The organism is Mesobacillus jeotgali (assembly GCF_031759225.1).
Taxonomy (GTDB): Bacteria; Bacillota; Bacilli; order Bacillales; family Cytobacillaceae; genus Mesobacillus; species Mesobacillus jeotgali_B.
Map to the genome: position 1 here is coordinate 169,188 of NZ_CP134494.1, position 17,219 is coordinate 186,406.

Consider the following 17,219-nt stretch of genomic DNA (forward strand, 5'->3'; position numbering starts at 1 on the left):
AATGAAGCTTAAACGGTAAAAGGAGAGCGTCTGCATTGCCCGAAAAGGCGGAAACGAAGCCCGAATGGTAAAAGGAGAGCGTCTGCATTGCCCGAAAATGTGGAATTGAAGCTCAAACGGTAAAAGGAGAGCGTCTGCATTGCCCGAAAATGCGGAATCGGAGCCAAAACGGTAAAAGGAGCTCCTTCATTGCATCAATATCTCATTTCTCTTCCAAAACACGCAATAAAACCGCCTGCAATCAAAGTCCAGGCGGTTCTCTCCTATAAGCCGAGCATGTCTCTAGCTTTGTCCGGGAAATCAATAAAAGGGTTTCGGTTTCCCTGCAGCTCCTGGATTGCGGCATTCCGATGCTTTTCATATAGCGTAACAGGATGTTCGATATGCCATTTCAGCAGAAGCTCGAAATTCATTTGATCATAAAGACGGATGACATCCCTATATCTTAAAGCGAAATAAAATACAGCTCTCGCAACAATACCCTTCCCATATTCGGGTTCGAATTTCCCTGCTTCCACCATGCCACAGCCAGACCTTATGCCTGAAGCAGCTAGCTCAGGTTCATAGGATGAGAAATCGTGATAAGGGTGATTGCTTCTCATGCTGTTGCATGCTGGTTCGCAGGCAAACAAGTGGTGGAGGTCGCCCCGCATTGGCTCCTCACCATTAAACCAGGATTGGGGCACTACATGTTCGGTATTAAAAAGAGAGTCAGAAGTGGCTGTAAAGCCTCCTTGCCTCAAAGTATCCAAAATTCGCAAATCTTCCTCAATCACCTCAACAGGATCAAGGTCCTGTCCGGAATACAGGCTCTTCAGTTGAAGGTTCTCCTGCAAGTCCACCCATGGATAAACATAGTCATGCGGCGAATATCTTAAATGGGAGGAGTGGGTCCGGACCAGTAGCGAATGCAGCTCTTCTGGGCAGAAAACAGCGTCACAATAATATTCATCACGCATTTTCGCGTCCAGTTCAGCATCATAATACGCTTTATTCTCAATGTTATGAATGTAAGCTTCACTAGCTGACAGGATCATATCGCATCCATGACCATCGTTTTAAAGCTCTGGTCAAAGATTTCTGCCAGGTGCTCAGGAACAGTCAGGTATACGAGTCCATTGCCTTCGAGCTTTGGCGAATTGCCGAGTGGCACCGTCCGCTTGACCAGCTGTGCGTACAACTCAGGTTCTGTCAGCTCTCGTTCAAAGTGGGCTTTGGCATATGTCTTGATCAAAGCCAGTGCGCCGGATACGTGCGGAGCAGCCATAGAAGTACCGCTCAAGGTCGCATATTTTCCGTTCAGATAAGTTGAAGTGATCCGCTCACCTGGGGCCACGACATCTATTTCATTATGTGAGTTGGTAAAATCGGATGAACCTCGTTCAAGGTTCACTGCCCCCACACTGATGACTTCGTTATAAGCACCAGGGTAGGCAAATTCATTGGTAGAATCATCGCCATCACCTTCATTGCCAGCGGCACAGACGACAAGGATATTCTTTTTTACAGCGGCTTGGATCGCCTCATGCAATTCGGGGACGTCAGCTGGTCCGCCGAGCGACATAGAGATAATATCGGCTTCCTGCTCAATAGCATAATAAATTCCATTGATAATCCATTCATATTTTCCTGAACCGGCTTTGTTCAAGACTTTGACAATCAGCAGGCCAGCCTCTGGTGCAACACCGATGACACCTGCCTCATTTTCCTGTGCGGCAATTGTGCCAGCCACATGTGTACCATGACCATTATAATCGGTATAGAGATCAGGATTGCCTCGGTCATCATCTGTAAAATTCCTGCCGCCAATGATTCGGTCTTTTAAATCAGTGTGTGTTGTTTCACAGCCTGTATCCAATACAGCAACTTTCATTCCCTTTCCTTTTGTCTCGTTCCAAAGCCTGGGTGCCTGAATCAGCTCAACACCTTTTGGCACCTCCATGATTTCCTCAGATTCTGCAATCACGGTATAAGGGATAACGCGAACACCTTGCTCCATATCTTTCCCTCCTTAGAGATAAAATTGAAGCGAGTTCTAGTTGTGTTAATAAGTCTAACAATTCTGACTATTAATTAAAAGGACCGATAGTAGGGGATTTGCTAGAAATTAATAACCATAATTGGGTATTTCATCCTAATGGATTTACCTTGATATTATTCAGTAAACGACTGAGAAAACTGGAAAAGGAATCGTCCATGTTGATTGCATTACACCCATCCACAGGTTGAACACTACTTCCTAAGGGGTGAAATACTTTGAACGTCGTAACGACATTTGTAGATAAAAGAAAGCAAAAACAAGTGAAGTATGAGCGGGCGATGCTCCGTGAATTATCAATCAACATCCTGCAGGCCAGGGTGAAACAATATTTTGGCTCATCAAGGCTAACCTCGAACCTGATCATGAATTCAGGAATAGAAGAGGCTTGTTATGATGTAGCGATAGAAGCGTATTTACTCGGCGCCAAATTCAGCCGTTTTGGATATTTCGGAGAACCACTGGAGGCGGTTAAACCTCGCTGCGAAAAAGAAGAGCGTCATCTGATAGACACCTTGTATAACTTTTTCCTTTTTTGGGGGAAAGGGGAAGAGGGAGTTGGTTCAGAGGAGCTATATTACTTATGCGAGCAATATTGTGACAGCTGGTGGAGAGAAGGATTCATGAAGGGTGAAAAGAAATATAAGCTGAGGCTGCATTAAGAGCGATAGTTCTAAACCGCCGACCTGTCCCATATAGTTTATTATCAGGGACTAGCTGGGGAGGATGGAATAGAACATGCTGAAGAAAATAAAAATTGGATTATTCGCAGCCGGCCTTGCTGTGCTGTTCCTTATATTGCAGTATGATTTTACCGAAAATGATTCTTGGGAATCCTGGAACCTGCCGCTTTCGGGGAAGATCATCTATTTGGATCCAGGGCATGGCGGGGTCGATCCTGGAGCAGGTGAGGATGAACCCTTTGAAAAAGATATCGCACTTAATGTTACATTGAAGCTGCGGGATTACCTCCAGCAGCAGGGAGCCCTCGTCATCATGACGCGAGAAACAGATATCGACCTTGCGGATAAAGGACTCAAGGGCTATAGCAAGCGGAAGGTCCAGGATTTGAAAAGGCGACTCGATTTGATCAATGAATCGGAAGCCGATTTCTTTGCAACGATACACTTGAACGCAATACCTTCGTCTAAATGGAAAGGGGCTCAAACCTTCTACTCCACGAACTACAAAGAAAACAAGCGGGCCGCCAAACTGATCCAGGACGAATTACGCCGTAACCTTGAAAATACAGATCGAGATGCAAAGGCAGCGAATAGTATTTATTTGCTGAAGCATACCAATAAACCAGGAGTTTTAGTCGAAATCGGATTTCTATCCAACCCCCAGGAAGCAGCAAACCTGAGAGATGAAGCATATCAGGAGGAAGTAGCTGCCTCGATTTACGAGGGCATGCTCCGATATTTTACAGATGAACAGAAGTTTTGGGAAAAATAAAGAAGGGTCATGGATCCTTCTTTTCTTTATGGGATTTTTATTGCTTGCAAAGGCCTGAAAGAATAGATTGGAAAAAATATCTTTCAGAAATGTGTGATAGGTTTAACACTTAGGAATTTTATCATTATGGTATACTGTCTTTGGAGATAAATTTTTACAGAGGAAGGTGTAAATATGTTAACTGAAGCTAAGGTGCGAGAAAGCTTAAAAGACATTAAGGAACCATTTTTACATAAAACACTCGAAGAGATCAATGCCATCGAAGAAATCAAGATTAAAGAAGAGAAGAACCATGTAAGCGTTAAAATAGCTATCGCGAAAACAGGTACAGCCGAGCAGCTGCAGTTGCAGACTGAAATTGTCAATATTTTAAAAGGCGCTGGAGCGGCATCTGTAGGCCTGCGCTTCTCTGAACTTCCTGCAGAAGTACTCTCTAAATTCCAGACAGCGGCTCCTGAAGAAGAGGAAGGCCTGCTTTCTCCTAATAACCAAACAACATTCATCGCAATCGCAAGCGGAAAAGGCGGAGTGGGCAAGTCAACTGTATCCGTGAACCTTGCTGTCTCTCTTGCGCGTTTAGGCAAAAAGGTCGGACTTGTGGATGCAGACATCTATGGTTTCAGTGTTCCGGACATGATGGGCATCACGAAGCGCCCGGTAGTAAGAGGAGAAAGAATCATCCCTGTTGAAAGACATGGAGTAAAAGTCATCTCTATGGGATTCTTTGTAGAAGATAATGCACCAATCATCTGGCGGGGGCCAATGCTTGGAAAAATGCTGAACAGCTTCTTCAATGAAGTCGAGTGGGGAGAATTGGATTACCTCCTATTGGACTTGCCTCCAGGAACAGGGGATGTGGCATTGGATGTGCACACTATGCTGCCGTCATGTAAAGAGATCATCGTCACCACCCCTCACCCAACGGCTGCATTCGTTGCTGCGCGTGCAGGTGCAATGGCCCTTAGAACAGAACATGAAATTCTTGGTGTCATCGAAAACATGTCCTACTTTGAAAGCAAGCTGACTGAGGAAAAAGAATATGTCTTTGGACAAGGCGGCGGCGAAAAGCTGGCGGACGAGCTCAATACACAGCTATTAGGAAAGCTGCCATTAGGCCAGCCGACATGGAATGAGGAAGACTTTGCTCCATCCATCTATCAGGAAGACGATAAGATTGGCGCAATTTATACGAATATTGCCCAGCAAGTCGTTCAAATGCTTGAAAAATAATAAGAGAGCCTCTCCTGTATCAGGAGAGGCTCATTCATATTTATATTCAGATAAATCGGTTGTCGGGGCTGGTTAAAGCGACTACATTCTTTACTGACCTCCGGAACCGCCGCCTGATTCCGCACCGCCTCCGCCGCCAGAACCACCGCTGCCTTCTTCTGCGCCTTCCTCAGACTTTTGGGTTGGCATTTCCTCAGCAGCCTTAACGATCAATGCCTGAAGTTTGGCTTTGAATAGTGGGCTTTCAAAGGTTTCGGTCATGATTTTTTGTAGATGCTCCCGGTATTCTTTGCTTTTGAGGACGTTAGTTAATTCCTTTTCAAGTTCAGGATCCTTCATGACTTCAATCATCATGCCCTTGTATTCTGGATCCTTCATCAGGTCCTTCAACAATTTTTCATTTTCTTTCTTCATGCTTTTTGCGACGCTCTCAGCGAATTTTGGGTCCTCGAAGGATTTTTTCCAAAACTCCATGCCTTTCTCGGAGGTCATTGTCTTTTCAACTGTATCAATTACGACCGGCTGGTCCATTATTAGCTTTTCCTTCATGCCGTCGTCACCCATGACTTCCTGAATCGCTTTTTTGCCATCGTCAGTCTTCAGGATGTCGACAACCATTTTCTTTGTTTCTTCATAATCGACTTGCCCCCCTGCTGACTCGGCTGGAGAAGCGCAACCGGCAGCTAAAAGTAAAAAGGAAGCAGGGAGTATAATCTTCATGATTTTCTTCATCTTCCATTCCCCTTTCACATAGACAGCCCTAATTTTAGGATGAGTAAAATGACAAATTGTTATACACGAATAACGACACCTAGATTTTTCAAACCCGCATTGGTACAATCATATAGTGAAGTTTAATTTTGTTTTGGGGGAAAAAAATCGTGACAAGCCGTAATTGGGTACACTTATTTCTCACCACTTTAGCCGTTGGTTCGGTAACAACTGCTGTGGTTGGCTTTATTGTCCGCTGGAGTGAATTCCAGCAGCTGCTGAGTGATTTCAACATTCTTGAATTCCTTTCAATCTTAGTATGGCTTATGGGTGTTGGTCTTATATTTAGCATTCTTAGCCAAATGGGTTTCTTTGCATATTTGACAGTACATCGCTTTGGGCTGGGAATTTTCAAATCCCTATGGAATCCAGTACAGGTCCTATTGATTGCCTTTGTATTGTTTGATCTTGTCTATCTTCGTTTTGCCACTTTTGCGGAAAGCGGCGAGAGTATCCTTTCATATTTAGGTCTCGCGGTGATCGTACTGGCTGCGGGGTTGATCGTAGCGTTTATGAAGGTTAAGCAAACAAATAAAGAAGCGTTCATACCAGCATTGTTTTTCATGGTTGTCGTAACAGTTATTGAATGGGTACCGGTACTTAGAGTGAACGAGCATAGCTGGCTCTATCTCATGCTATTTCCATTGTTAGTATGTAATGCCTACCAGCTATTGGTTCTGCATAAGCTTAACCAAAAATCGCTCCAGGAACGGAAAGTTCTTGAAGAAAAGGCTAAGACAAAGGCAAAACCAAATAAAAAGGCACAAAAAAAGCCGTCCAACGCATAGTTGGACGGTTATTTATTTTACTTCTGCTGATTTTGATTCCCCATTGGCAATCATTTCGGATACCGTGACCATCTTCAGATTTTTCGACCTGATATCTTTTAACACGAGCGGAAGTGCTTCCGCTGTTTGTTTAGCTGAGTCAGATGCATGCATTAACAGGATATCGCCTTTTTTGGCTTTAGAAGCATTCGCCGCAATAACCTCAGTACCCGGATTCGTCCAATCCTTTGTATCAAGACTCCAGTGGACAACGGTGTACCCGAAGCGCTCGGCAATTTTTAGCGTGCGTTGGTCAAAATGGCCAGTAGGGGCGCGCAGCAACTCAATGTTCTTAACATTAAGCTTCTTGAATGCTTCCTGGGCCTTCTGGATATCACGTCTGACCTTATCTTCCTCAAGGTCGGTATAATCCTTATATTCATAACCAAGCATGCCAATTTCATAACCTTCTTTCACCATCCTGTTCACCAAGTCTGGATGCCTTTCTGCCCAAGAACCTGACAAGAAGAAGGTAACAGCTCCGGCTTTCTCTTTCTTGAGTACATCGAGAATCGGTTCCGCTTTTTCATCGCCCCAGCCAATATTAAAGGTCAAAGCCAGATCCTTCTCACCTTTATAGATGGCTTTAGGACCGTCCTTTGCTGAAAAAGCAGGGATTTGGACCATATTATCCATGTAAAAGAACCATGCTGTAAAAAAGGCTGCAATCACAATGACAAAAACGGTTTTAATCGACTTCGCATTCATCACATAAAAGAAATTCATATTCTCACCACCTCGTCCAATGCACTCCTTGTCTAATTTTTATTCCACAGCATAAAAAGATATGATAATAAAAAATCAGATTATAAAAATCCGGAAAAAAGACAACACTACAATCACTATGTGAAATTGAACAGGAGTGTATGTATGCTTGGTGTTCTGATCAATGAGAAGGAACTTAAAGAGCTAGAATACTTAATTAAAAGGGAGATGGATGAAATCCTATTCGATCTGAAGGACGATCGTATTGATCATGTCGTAAAAAGGTCAATGAAGGAGAGATATCAAATTTTGTTTTCTCTTTTTAAAAGAGTAGCATCACCAAAGGAATGCCTTAAGTATATGCCAGCGAAGAAAAGCATGTATAAAGGCCAATGACAGAGCAAGAAACTTTTTTCGTAATTATTATTGACGGACAGAAATTATCCTGTTATATTAATAAACGTCGCTGCTGAGTCACTAGCTAACACGGGGATCGGCGGTAATAAATAATAAAAAATGTGGTTGACAATGAATCGGTCACATGCTATATTATGAAAGTCGCTTCTGAGCGGCGAGACAATAAATTGTTCTTTGAAAACTAAACAAACAAGCGTCAACAAACAATAAATTTTCATGACTTCTATTATAGAAGAACATGAGCCAACGTTTTAACTTATGAGCTAACTCATAACTCTTTCTTGGAGAGTTTGATCCTGGCTCAGGACGAACGCTGGCGGCGTGCCTAATACATGCAAGTCGAGCGGATCTTCATTAGCTTGCTTTTGAAGATCAGCGGCGGACGGGTGAGTAACACGTGGGCAACCTGCCTGTAAGACTGGGATAACTTCGGGAAACCGGAGCTAATACCGGATAATCCTTTCCCTCACATGAGGGAAAGCTGAAAGACGGTTTCGGCTGTCACTTACAGATGGGCCCGCGGCGCATTAGCTAGTTGGTGAGGTAACGGCTCACCAAGGCAACGATGCGTAGCCGACCTGAGAGGGTGATCGGCCACACTGGGACTGAGACACGGCCCAGACTCCTACGGGAGGCAGCAGTAGGGAATCTTCCGCAATGGACGAAAGTCTGACGGAGCAACGCCGCGTGAGCGATGAAGGCCTTCGGGTCGTAAAGCTCTGTTGTCAGGGAAGAACAAGTACCGGAGTAACTGCCGGTACCTTGACGGTACCTGACCAGAAAGCCACGGCTAACTACGTGCCAGCAGCCGCGGTAATACGTAGGTGGCAAGCGTTGTCCGGAATTATTGGGCGTAAAGCGCGCGCAGGCGGTTCCTTAAGTCTGATGTGAAAGCCCCCGGCTCAACCGGGGAGGGTCATTGGAAACTGGGGAACTTGAGTGCAGAAGAGGAGAGCGGAATTCCACGTGTAGCGGTGAAATGCGTAGAGATGTGGAGGAACACCAGTGGCGAAGGCGGCTCTCTGGTCTGTAACTGACGCTGAGGCGCGAAAGCGTGGGGAGCGAACAGGATTAGATACCCTGGTAGTCCACGCCGTAAACGATGAGTGCTAAGTGTTAGAGGGTTTCCGCCCTTTAGTGCTGCAGCAAACGCATTAAGCACTCCGCCTGGGGAGTACGGCCGCAAGGCTGAAACTCAAAGGAATTGACGGGGGCCCGCACAAGCGGTGGAGCATGTGGTTTAATTCGAAGCAACGCGAAGAACCTTACCAGGTCTTGACATCCTCTGACAACCCTAGAGATAGGGCGTTCCCCTTCGGGGGACAGAGTGACAGGTGGTGCATGGTTGTCGTCAGCTCGTGTCGTGAGATGTTGGGTTAAGTCCCGCAACGAGCGCAACCCTTGATCTTAGTTGCCAGCATTCAGTTGGGCACTCTAAGGTGACTGCCGGTGACAAACCGGAGGAAGGTGGGGATGACGTCAAATCATCATGCCCCTTATGACCTGGGCTACACACGTGCTACAATGGATGGAACAAAGGGTCGCGAAGCCGCGAGGTCGAGCCAATCCCATAAATCCATTCTCAGTTCGGATTGCAGGCTGCAACTCGCCTGCATGAAGCCGGAATCGCTAGTAATCGCGGATCAGCATGCCGCGGTGAATACGTTCCCGGGCCTTGTACACACCGCCCGTCACACCACGAGAGTTTGTAACACCCGAAGTCGGTGGGGTAACCTTTTGGAGCCAGCCGCCTAAGGTGGGACAGATGATTGGGGTGAAGTCGTAACAAGGTAGCCGTATCGGAAGGTGCGGCTGGATCACCTCCTTTCTAAGGATATTGCCGTAATGGCAATCGGAATGCGAATCTTACGATTCGTACTGTTGACTAGCTTGTTTGTTTAGTTTTGAGGGAGTAATCTCTTTTGTTAGGATCAGACCGTAAGGTAGGATTCGAAACAATTGCCTCAAAGCTTTTTTGTTCCTTGAAAACTAGATAATCGTAAGTAAGAAGAACCAAGAAAAACCGAGTGATCGCCATTTTAGTTTTCTCTCTATTCAATAGAGAAATGACCTTTTAGGTTAAGTTAGAAAGGGCGCACGGTGGATGCCTTGGCACTAGGAGCCGATGAAGGACGGGACTAACACCGATATGCTTCGGGGAGCTGTAAGTAAGCTTTGATCCGGAGATTTCCGAATGGGGAAACCCACTGTTCGTAATGGAACAGTATCTTTGCCTGAATACATAGGGCATTGAAGGCAGACCCGGGGAACTGAAACATCTAAGTACCCGGAGGAAGAGAAAGCAAACGCGATTCCCTGAGTAGCGGCGAGCGAAACGGGACATAGCCCAAACCAAGAGGCTTGCCTCTTGGGGTTGTAGGACACTCTACATGGAGTTACAAAGGAACGGGGTAGATGAAGTGGTCTGGAAAGGCCCGTCAGAGAAGGTAAAAACCCTGTAGTTGAAACTTCGTTCCCTCCTGAGTGGATCCTGAGTACGGCGGGACACGTGAAATCCCGTCGGAAGCTGGGAGGACCATCTCCCAAGGCTAAATACTCCCTAGTGACCGATAGTGAACCAGTACCGTGAGGGAAAGGTGAAAAGCACCCCGGAAGGGGAGTGAAAGAGATCCTGAAACCGTGTGCCTACAAGTAGTCAGAGCCCGTTCATGGGTGATGGCGTGCCTTTTGTAGAATGAACCGGCGAGTTACGATTACATGCAAGGTTAAGTTGAGAAGACGGAGCCGCAGCGAAAGCGAGTCTGAATAGGGCGAATGAGTATGTGGTCGTAGACCCGAAACCAGGTGATCTACCCATGTCCAGGGTGAAGGTTGGGTAACACCAACTGGAGGCCCGAACCCACGCACGTTGAAAAGTGCGGGGATGAGGTGTGGGTAGCGGAGAAATTCCAATCGAACTTGGAGATAGCTGGTTCTCTCCGAAATAGCTTTAGGGCTAGCCTCACGTTGTAAGAGTCTTGGAGGTAGAGCACTGTTTGGACTAGGGGCCCTCATCGGGTTACCGAATTCAGACAAACTCCGAATGCCAAAGACTTATCCGTGGGAGTCAGACTGCGAGTGATAAGATCCGTAGTCAAAAGGGAAACAGCCCAGACCACCAGCTAAGGTCCCAAAGTATACGTTAAGTGGAAAAGGATGTGGAGTTGCTTAGACAACCAGGATGTTGGCTTAGAAGCAGCCACCATTTAAAGAGTGCGTAATAGCTCACTGGTCGAGTGACTCTGCGCCGAAAATGTACCGGGGCTAAACGTATCACCGAAGCTGTGGATTGACATCTTAGATGTCAGTGGTAGGAGAGCGTTCTAAGGGCGTTGAAGTCAGACCGTAAGGACTGGTGGAGCGCTTAGAAGTGAGAATGCCGGTATGAGTAGCGAAAGATGGGTGAGAATCCCATCCACCGAATGCCTAAGGTTTCCTGAGGAAGGCTCGTCCTCTCAGGGTTAGTCGGGACCTAAGCCGAGGCCGAAAGGCGTAGGCGATGGACAACAGGTTGATATTCCTGTACCACCTCTTTATCGTTTGAGCGACGGGGGGACGCAGGAGGATAGGGTAAGCGCGCTGTTGGATATGCGCGTCTAAGCAGTTAGGCTGCAAGTGAGGCAAATCCCGCTTGCGTGAAGGCTGAGCTGTGACAGCGAGGGAAATATAGTACCGAAGTTCCTGATTCCACACTGCCAAGAAAAGCCTCTAGCGAGATAAATGGTGCCCGTACCGCAAACCGACACAGGTAGGCGAGGAGAGAATCCTAAGGTGAGCGAGAGAACTCTCGTTAAGGAACTCGGCAAAATGACCCCGTAACTTCGGGAGAAGGGGTGCTCATTTGGGTGAATAGCCCGGATGAGCCGCAGTGAATAGGCCCAGGCGACTGTTTAGCAAAAACACAGGTCTCTGCGAAGCCGCAAGGCGAAGTATAGGGGCTGACGCCTGCCCGGTGCTGGAAGGTTAAGAGGAGGGGTTAGCTCACGCGAAGCTCTGAATCGAAGCCCCAGTAAACGGCGGCCGTAACTATAACGGTCCTAAGGTAGCGAAATTCCTTGTCGGGTAAGTTCCGACCCGCACGAAAGGCGTAACGATCTGGGCACTGTCTCAACGAGAGACTCGGTGAAATTATAGTACCTGTGAAGATGCAGGTTACCCGCGACAGGACGGAAAGACCCCGTGGAGCTTTACTGTAGCCTGATATTGAATTTTGGTACAGCTTGTACAGGATAGGTAGGAGCCTGAGAAACCGGAGCGCCAGCTTCGGTGGAGGCGTCGGTGGGATACTACCCTGGCTGTATTGAAATTCTAACCCGCGCCCCTGATCGGGGCGGGAGACAGTGTCAGGTGGGCAGTTTGACTGGGGCGGTCGCCTCCTAAAGAGTAACGGAGGCGCCCAAAGGTTCCCTCAGAATGGTTGGAAATCATTCGCAGAGTGTAAAGGCACAAGGGAGCTTGACTGCGAGACCTACAAGTCGAGCAGGGACGAAAGTCGGGCTTAGTGATCCGGTGGTTCCGCATGGAAGGGCCATCGCTCAACGGATAAAAGCTACCCCGGGGATAACAGGCTTATCTCCCCCAAGAGTCCACATCGACGGGGAGGTTTGGCACCTCGATGTCGGCTCATCGCATCCTGGGGCTGTAGTCGGTCCCAAGGGTTGGGCTGTTCGCCCATTAAAGCGGTACGCGAGCTGGGTTCAGAACGTCGTGAGACAGTTCGGTCCCTATCCGTCGTGGGCGCAGGAAATTTGAGAGGAGCTGTCCTTAGTACGAGAGGACCGGGATGGACGCACCGCTGGTGTACCAGTTGTCTTGCCAAAGGCATCGCTGGGTAGCTATGTGCGGACGGGATAAGTGCTGAAAGCATCTAAGCATGAAGCCCCCCTCAAGATGAGATTTCCCATAGCGCAAGCTAGTAAGAACCCTGAAAGATGATCAGGTTGATAGGTCAGAGGTGGAAGCGCGGTGACGTGTGGAGCTGACTGATACTAATCGTTCGAGGACTTAACCAAATTGATCATTCGTTCTTCTTGAACTCTTCTTACACATTATCTAGTTTTGAGGGAACAAAGTTTTTGCGAAAGCAAACCAAATTACCTCTTGAAAAATGCATAAAAGGCAGTATAATAAATATTGTCCTTGAAAATTGTCTGGTGGCGATGGCGAGAAGGTCACACCCGTTCCCATACCGAACACGGAAGTTAAGCTTCTCAGCGCCGATGGTAGTTGGGGGTTTCCCCCTGTGAGAGTAGGACGCCGCCGGGCGATGATGCATGATCATCTTGGGTTAAATTCTAAGATGTGGCATTCGAATCATCTGCAAGAGTTATGAAAATTACCATTATTCCGCAGTAGCTCAGTGGTAGAGCACTCGGCTGTTAACCGAGCGGTCGTAGGTTCGAATCCTACCTGCGGAGCCATTATCTCTAAATGACGAAAGTCATTTGAGCTGGCAGCAACATGCTTCCATAGCTCAGCAGGTAGAGCACTTCCATGGTAAGGAAGAGGTCAGCGGTTCGAGCCCGCTTGGAAGCTCTGAATATATTATTATATGGCCCCTTGGTCAAGCGGTTAAGACACCGCCCTTTCACGGCGGTAACACGGGTTCGAATCCCGTAGGGGTCACCAAGATTTTTCTGTCTTAACGAACAAAATATGGAGGATTAGCTCAGCTGGGAGAGCATCTGCCTTACAAGCAGAGGGTCGGCGGTTCGATCCCGTCATCCTCCACCATTTTCCATATATGATTTCCTTAATGCCGGTGTAGCTCAATTGGTAGAGCAACTGACTTGTAATCAGTAGGTTGGGGGTTCAAGTCCTCTCGCCGGCACCATCTTTCTAACTTCCCTGAATAAGCTTCAGCGGAAAGATGCGAAAAATCCCGAAGGGATTTTGAGCATGTAACCAGTTAGGATGTTCTATTATGTGGAGGGGTAGCGAAGTGGCTAAACGCGGCGGACTGTAAATCCGCTCCCTCCGGGTTCGGCGGTTCGAATCCGTCCCCCTCCACCACTTTAATACATATTAAAATTGGACAAGCTACTAATGTCCTTTTTATTTTTTTCATTGGGCTATAGCCAAGCGGTAAGGCAACGGACTTTGACTCCGTCATGCGTTGGTTCGAATCCAGCTAGCCCAGCCATTTTATTTTCTTTTTTGCATTATAAGATGCTTAAGAGACTATGAATAGGGTAGATTATATCCTATGAGCCATTAGCTCAGTCAGTTGCTTGCTTCAATGATGAACTTCAGCGGCAACTTGCGAGAAAGACCGAAAGTCTTTTGAGCACAGGATCCAAGCAGAACTTGTTTAGGGTTCAATATAGATATGAGCCATTAGCTCAGTCGGTAGAGCATCTGACTTTTAATCAGAGGGTCGAAGGTTCGAGTCCTTCATGGCTCACTCATGTTAAGGCCCCTAAGAATGAACTTGTCCTTTATTTTTAGGGGCTTTACCTATATAATAAATTCATGCGGAAGTAGTTCAGTGGTAGAATACAACCTTGCCAAGGTTGGGGTCGCGGGTTCGAATCCCGTCTTCCGCTCCAAAATGGGGCCTTAGCTCAGCTGGGAGAGCGCCTGCCTTGCACGCAGGAGGTCAGCGGTTCGATCCCGCTAGGCTCCACCATCACACTACATAAATACCATTTCAGCCATAAATCCAATAGGATTTATGGCTTTTTTTATTTTTTTATTCTTAGTGCTCATTAATACTCTCACTTTAACCTGTAAAGCAGTAGTTTAGAGGAGTTAAGTTCTAGCAACTCCTATTATTGTGACAGCTTTTAGGTTGTGGAGCTCAAAGCTGTCAAGAAAGAGCAATTATTGTGACAGGTTTCAAGATGCAAAGACCAAAGCTGTCACGAAAAAGCAATTATTGTGACAGGTTCCAAGATGCAAAGACCAAAGCTGTCAAGAAAAAGCCGTTATTGTGACAGGTTTCAGGATGTATAGCTCAAAGCTGTCAAGAAAGAGCAATTATTGTGACAGGTTTCAAGATGCAAAGACCAAAGCTGTCAAGAAAAAGCCGTTATTGTGACAGGTTTGAGGATGTATAGCTCAAAGCTGTCAAGAAAGAGCAATTATTGTGACAGGTTTGAGGATGTATAGCTCAAAGCTGTCAAGAAAAAAACAATTATTGTGACAGGTTTCAGGTTGCAAAGACCAAAGCTGTCAAGAAATAGCCGTTATTGTGACAGGTTTCAGGATGTATAGCGCAAAGCTGTCAAGAAAGAGCAGTTATTGTGACAGCTTTTAGGTTGTGGAGCTCAAAGCTGTCAAGAAAGTCCAGTTATTGTGACAGGTTTCAGCTGGAAGGACCCAAAGCTGTCAAGAAAAAGCCGTTATTGTGACAGGTTTCAGGATGTATAGCTCAAAGCTGTCAAGAAAGAGCAATTATTGTGACAGGTTTGAGGATGTATAGCTCAAAGCTGTCAAGAAAAAGCCGTTATTGTGACAGGTTTCAGGATGTATAGCGCAAAGCTGTCAAGAAAGAGCAGTTATTGTGACAGCTTTTAGGTTGTGGAGCTCAAAGCTGTCAAGAAAGAGCAATTATTGTGACAGGTTTCAGCTGGAAGGACCCAAAGCTGTCAAGAAAATCAGTTCTATGGCAGTACGTAATCAACCGGAACTACACCGCAGATCCCACCCGTGGCTGTTCAAATAATCCCCTCAATAGGGTTTAGCGAAAAAATATGTCCATAAATTCACTCAATTCTCAACCGTATATATATTCATAAAATTGTCCAGTTGAGTCATTTGAATGAAAGCGTTTAAAATAAGGGGTAGACGAGAGATAGCAAGGGGGAGAAAACAATGAAGAAACTTTCGATTATTGGCATGCCGATGGATTTGGGTCAGATGAGAAGGGGAGTCGACATGGGCCCGAGTGCGATTCGTTATGCTGGAATAAATGAAAGACTAAGAGTGTTATTTGATGAGATAGAGGATTTGGGAGATATTGCTATTGGCAGACCTGAGGTAAAGATTGATCCTAATAGCAATCTGCGCAACCTGGAGCTGGTAGCGGAAAAAAATAGTTTACTTGCTGATCAGGTAGACAAGATTATTGAGTCGGGGTCATTTCCGCTTGTATTAGGCGGTGACCATAGCATTGCAATCGGAACATTGGCAGGTGTATCCAAGCATTATAAGAACCTGGGTGTCATCTGGTATGATGCGCATGGTGATTTAAATACAGCGGAAACTTCTCCGTCTGGTAATATTCACGGTATGCCGCTTGCAGCGAGCCTTGGTTTGGGTCATGAGATGCTGACTCAATTAGGCGGGTTTGCGCCGAAGGTAAAGCCTGAAAATATTGTCATTATAGGAGCGCGTGCGCTGGATGAGGGTGAAAAGGAACTCATCAAGGAAATGGGCATTAAAGTGTTCACGATGCATGAAATCGATCGCCTCGGAATGGCTGCCGTCATCGAGGAAACAGTCAACTATCTTAAAGATAGGACGGATGGTGTCCACCTCTCACTTGATTTGGATGGTCTGGATCCAACAGATGCTCCTGGTGTAGGAACACCGGTAACTGGAGGGATCAGTTACCGTGAAAGCCACCTGGCTATGGAGATGTTAGCTGAAGCAAAGGTCATCACTTCAGCTGAGTTCGTTGAAGTCAATCCAATCCTTGATGAAAAGAATAAGACAGCTGTCGCGGCAGTGGCCTTGATGGGGTCTTTATTTGGAGAAAAACTTTTGTAATCCTCATATGGTTTTGGAATAAACTCATAGTAGCAGGAAAAATAAGAGCAGCGGCCAAAGTCTGGCTGCTGCTCTCTTATTATTAATATAGAAATGTCTTTTTTGAGGTTAAGTGATAATATTTATTTAGCAGATGGTCGAGTTTAGTGCTGATGTCCACAACCCGTTGATTTGACAGCGAGGTTTTTGCGGCTAATTCAACCATTTCTTTTCGGCAATTTTCAATATCCTTCAACAATGTATCTGCACACACTATTAGTTCCTCGCTTTCAGTGAAATATAGTTCATTTATACCCCTTATAAAACTTTTTAAACCAAACTGGTAATAATTTGTTAATATTAACTTATCGTGTTTTTTAGATTTTTTTCGCAAAATAAGTCAGTTAGAAGATGATTTTGTCATTTAATTACATAAATAAAGTTTTTATAAAAAAAAAACGAAACCTTTTACGGAATCGATTCGTATATCGATTAGCCGCATGAAGCGCGGAGGTAAAATAATGGAGACAATTGTAAAACACAGAATAAAGCAAGTACTCAAGGGAGACCAAAATGCCTATGGAGAGATTGTTGAGGTATACAAGGACAAGGTATTCCAGCTTTGCTACCGTATGCTTGGAAATCGGCATGAGGCAGAAGATATTGCACAGGAGGCATTTATACGTGCATATATCAATATTAACAGCTTCAATCAAAACTTGAAGTTTTCAACATGGCTGTATAGAATTGCTACTAACCTATGCATTGACCGGATCCGCAAAAAGAAACCCGATTATTTCCTCGATGCGGAAGTGCCTGGAACAGAGGGCTTGACGATGTATTCTCAGGTACCATCCGAAACACCGTTACCAGAGGATGAGGTCGAAAGTATTGAATTGCACGACACGATCCAAAAAGAAATTTCAAAACTACCCGATAAATATCGGTCGGTCATCGTATTAAAGTATATTGAAGAGCTCAGCTTGAATGAGATCAGCGAAATACTGGATTTGCCCCTTGGCACAGTGAAGACGAGGATCCATCGAGGAAGAGAAGCCTTAAGGCAGCAGTTGCGACACGTATAA

General features: G+C 45.9%; 12 protein-coding genes, 10 tRNA genes and 3 rRNA genes. 20 read left to right on the forward strand and 5 right to left on the reverse strand.

What is annotated here, in order from left to right; all coding sequences use genetic code 11:
- Positions 1-263 precede the first annotated feature (263 nt).
- The gene (locus tag RH061_RS00945) at positions 264-1,037 is read right to left on the reverse strand and encodes an endonuclease I family protein (protein ID WP_311073322.1); all 774 of its coding nucleotides are present in this window, start codon (positions 1,035-1,037) and stop codon (positions 264-266) included.
- On the reverse strand, positions 1,034-1,999 hold the full coding sequence (locus RH061_RS00950) for a S8 family peptidase (RefSeq protein WP_311073323.1): 966 nt from the start codon (positions 1,997-1,999) through the stop codon (positions 1,034-1,036). Before RH061_RS00950 ends, RH061_RS00945 begins: the two co-directional genes overlap by 4 nt.
- A 257-nt stretch (positions 2,000-2,256) precedes the next feature.
- Here RH061_RS00950 and RH061_RS00955 point away from each other — a divergent pair, with 257 nt between their 5' ends.
- The 3 genes from RH061_RS00955 (at position 2,257) to RH061_RS00965 (ending at position 4,723) form a co-directional block, all read left to right on the forward strand.
- Positions 2,257-2,700, forward strand: coding sequence for a YbaK family protein (locus tag RH061_RS00955; protein WP_311073325.1), 444 nt, complete (start codon positions 2,257-2,259; stop codon positions 2,698-2,700).
- Positions 2,701-2,776: 76 nt separating this feature from the next.
- Positions 2,777-3,493, forward strand: a complete 717-nt coding sequence (cwlD, locus tag RH061_RS00960) for an N-acetylmuramoyl-L-alanine amidase CwlD (RefSeq protein ID WP_311073327.1) — start codon at positions 2,777-2,779, stop codon at positions 3,491-3,493.
- Between the two features lie 174 nt (positions 3,494-3,667).
- Positions 3,668-4,723 carry an Mrp/NBP35 family ATP-binding protein gene (locus tag RH061_RS00965; protein ID WP_311073328.1) on the forward strand — a complete coding sequence of 352 codons (1,056 nt, stop codon included), beginning with the start codon at positions 3,668-3,670 and terminating at the stop codon, positions 4,721-4,723.
- Positions 4,724-4,813: 90 nt separating this feature from the next.
- Here the strand turns inward: RH061_RS00965 and gerD are convergent, their stop codons facing one another.
- Positions 4,814-5,455 (reverse strand): spore germination lipoprotein GerD, encoded by a 642-nt coding sequence (gerD, locus tag RH061_RS00970; protein WP_311073330.1) that lies wholly within the window; start codon positions 5,453-5,455, stop codon positions 4,814-4,816.
- A 149-nt stretch (positions 5,456-5,604) separates the two neighbouring features.
- Between gerD and RH061_RS00975 the strand changes: the two genes are divergently transcribed.
- Positions 5,605-6,282, forward strand: a complete 678-nt coding sequence (locus tag RH061_RS00975) for a KinB-signaling pathway activation protein (protein WP_311073331.1) — start codon at positions 5,605-5,607, stop codon at positions 6,280-6,282.
- A 12-nt stretch (positions 6,283-6,294) separates the two neighbouring features.
- Here RH061_RS00975 and pdaB read toward each other — a convergent pair whose 3' ends face one another.
- Complete coding sequence (gene pdaB / locus RH061_RS00980; protein ID WP_311073333.1) at positions 6,295-7,047, reverse strand: polysaccharide deacetylase family sporulation protein PdaB; 753 nt, start codon at positions 7,045-7,047, stop codon at positions 6,295-6,297.
- Positions 7,048-7,191: 144 nt separating this feature from the next.
- On the opposite strand from pdaB, the gene RH061_RS00985 reads away from it, so the two are divergent.
- The 15 genes from RH061_RS00985 to rocF all read left to right on the forward strand — a co-directional run bounded on the left by RH061_RS00985 (position 7,192) and on the right by rocF (position 16,155).
- On the forward strand, positions 7,192-7,422 hold the full coding sequence (locus tag RH061_RS00985) for a hypothetical protein (protein ID WP_167834127.1): 231 nt from the start codon (positions 7,192-7,194) through the stop codon (positions 7,420-7,422).
- 299 nt (positions 7,423-7,721) lie between these two features.
- Positions 7,722-9,271 (forward strand): 16S ribosomal RNA (locus RH061_RS00990).
- Between the two features lie 249 nt (positions 9,272-9,520).
- Positions 9,521-12,455, forward strand: a 23S ribosomal RNA gene (locus RH061_RS00995).
- A 137-nt stretch (positions 12,456-12,592) separates the two neighbouring features.
- Positions 12,593-12,708, forward strand: a 5S ribosomal RNA gene (gene rrf / locus RH061_RS01000).
- The 16S, 23S and 5S rRNA genes sit together here with 10 tRNA genes alongside, the layout of an rRNA operon.
- An 80-nt stretch (positions 12,709-12,788) precedes the next feature.
- Positions 12,789-12,863: transfer RNA gene (locus RH061_RS01005), tRNA-Asn, on the forward strand.
- Positions 12,864-12,905: 42 nt separating this feature from the next.
- A tRNA-Thr gene (locus RH061_RS01010) sits at positions 12,906-12,978 on the forward strand.
- 18 nt (positions 12,979-12,996) lie between these two features.
- Positions 12,997-13,071, forward strand: a tRNA-Glu gene (locus tag RH061_RS01015).
- A 29-nt stretch (positions 13,072-13,100) separates the two neighbouring features.
- Positions 13,101-13,176 (forward strand) — tRNA-Val (locus RH061_RS01020).
- Positions 13,177-13,200: 24 nt separating this feature from the next.
- Positions 13,201-13,276: transfer RNA gene (locus tag RH061_RS01025), tRNA-Thr, on the forward strand.
- A gap of 94 nt (positions 13,277-13,370) precedes the next feature.
- Positions 13,371-13,455: transfer RNA gene (locus tag RH061_RS01030), tRNA-Tyr, on the forward strand.
- Between the two features lie 55 nt (positions 13,456-13,510).
- A tRNA-Gln gene (locus tag RH061_RS01035) sits at positions 13,511-13,585 on the forward strand.
- A 188-nt stretch (positions 13,586-13,773) separates the two neighbouring features.
- Positions 13,774-13,846: transfer RNA gene (locus RH061_RS01040), tRNA-Lys, on the forward strand.
- A 70-nt stretch (positions 13,847-13,916) separates the two neighbouring features.
- Positions 13,917-13,991 (forward strand) — tRNA-Gly (locus RH061_RS01045).
- 4 nt (positions 13,992-13,995) lie between these two features.
- Positions 13,996-14,071 (forward strand) — tRNA-Ala (locus tag RH061_RS01050).
- A 1,187-nt stretch (positions 14,072-15,258) separates the two neighbouring features.
- Complete coding sequence (rocF, locus tag RH061_RS01055) at positions 15,259-16,155, forward strand: arginase (protein ID WP_311073334.1); 897 nt, start codon at positions 15,259-15,261, stop codon at positions 16,153-16,155.
- 82 nt (positions 16,156-16,237) lie between these two features.
- Here rocF and RH061_RS01060 read toward each other — a convergent pair whose 3' ends face one another.
- On the reverse strand, positions 16,238-16,408 hold the full coding sequence (locus RH061_RS01060) for an aspartyl-phosphate phosphatase Spo0E family protein (protein ID WP_102264885.1): 171 nt from the start codon (positions 16,406-16,408) through the stop codon (positions 16,238-16,240).
- Positions 16,409-16,655: 247 nt separating this feature from the next.
- On the opposite strand from RH061_RS01060, the gene sigW reads away from it, so the two are divergent.
- Entirely contained in the window at positions 16,656-17,219 is a 564-nt protein-coding gene (sigW, locus tag RH061_RS01065) for an RNA polymerase sigma factor SigW (protein WP_167834292.1), read from the forward strand.

Excerpts from the sequence above, each read along its gene's own strand:
- RH061_RS00950 (WP_311073323.1), bottom strand. The coding sequence starts at position 1,999 with ATGGAGCAAGGTGTTCGCGTTATCCCTTATACCGTGATTGCAGAATCT.
- pdaB (WP_311073333.1), bottom strand. The coding sequence starts at position 7,047 with ATGAATTTCTTTTATGTGATGAATGCGAAGTCGATTAAAACCGTTTTT.
- sigW (WP_167834292.1), top strand. The coding sequence starts at position 16,656 with ATGGAGACAATTGTAAAACACAGAATAAAGCAAGTACTCAAGGGAGAC.
- cwlD (WP_311073327.1), top strand. The coding sequence starts at position 2,777 with ATGCTGAAGAAAATAAAAATTGGATTATTCGCAGCCGGCCTTGCTGTG.
- gerD (WP_311073330.1), bottom strand. The coding sequence starts at position 5,455 with ATGAAGAAAATCATGAAGATTATACTCCCTGCTTCCTTTTTACTTTTA.
- RH061_RS00965 (WP_311073328.1), top strand. The coding sequence starts at position 3,668 with ATGTTAACTGAAGCTAAGGTGCGAGAAAGCTTAAAAGACATTAAGGAA.
- RH061_RS00945 (WP_311073322.1), bottom strand. The coding sequence starts at position 1,037 with ATGATCCTGTCAGCTAGTGAAGCTTACATTCATAACATTGAGAATAAA.
- RH061_RS00985 (WP_167834127.1), top strand. The coding sequence starts at position 7,192 with ATGCTTGGTGTTCTGATCAATGAGAAGGAACTTAAAGAGCTAGAATAC.
- rocF (WP_311073334.1), top strand. The coding sequence starts at position 15,259 with ATGAAGAAACTTTCGATTATTGGCATGCCGATGGATTTGGGTCAGATG.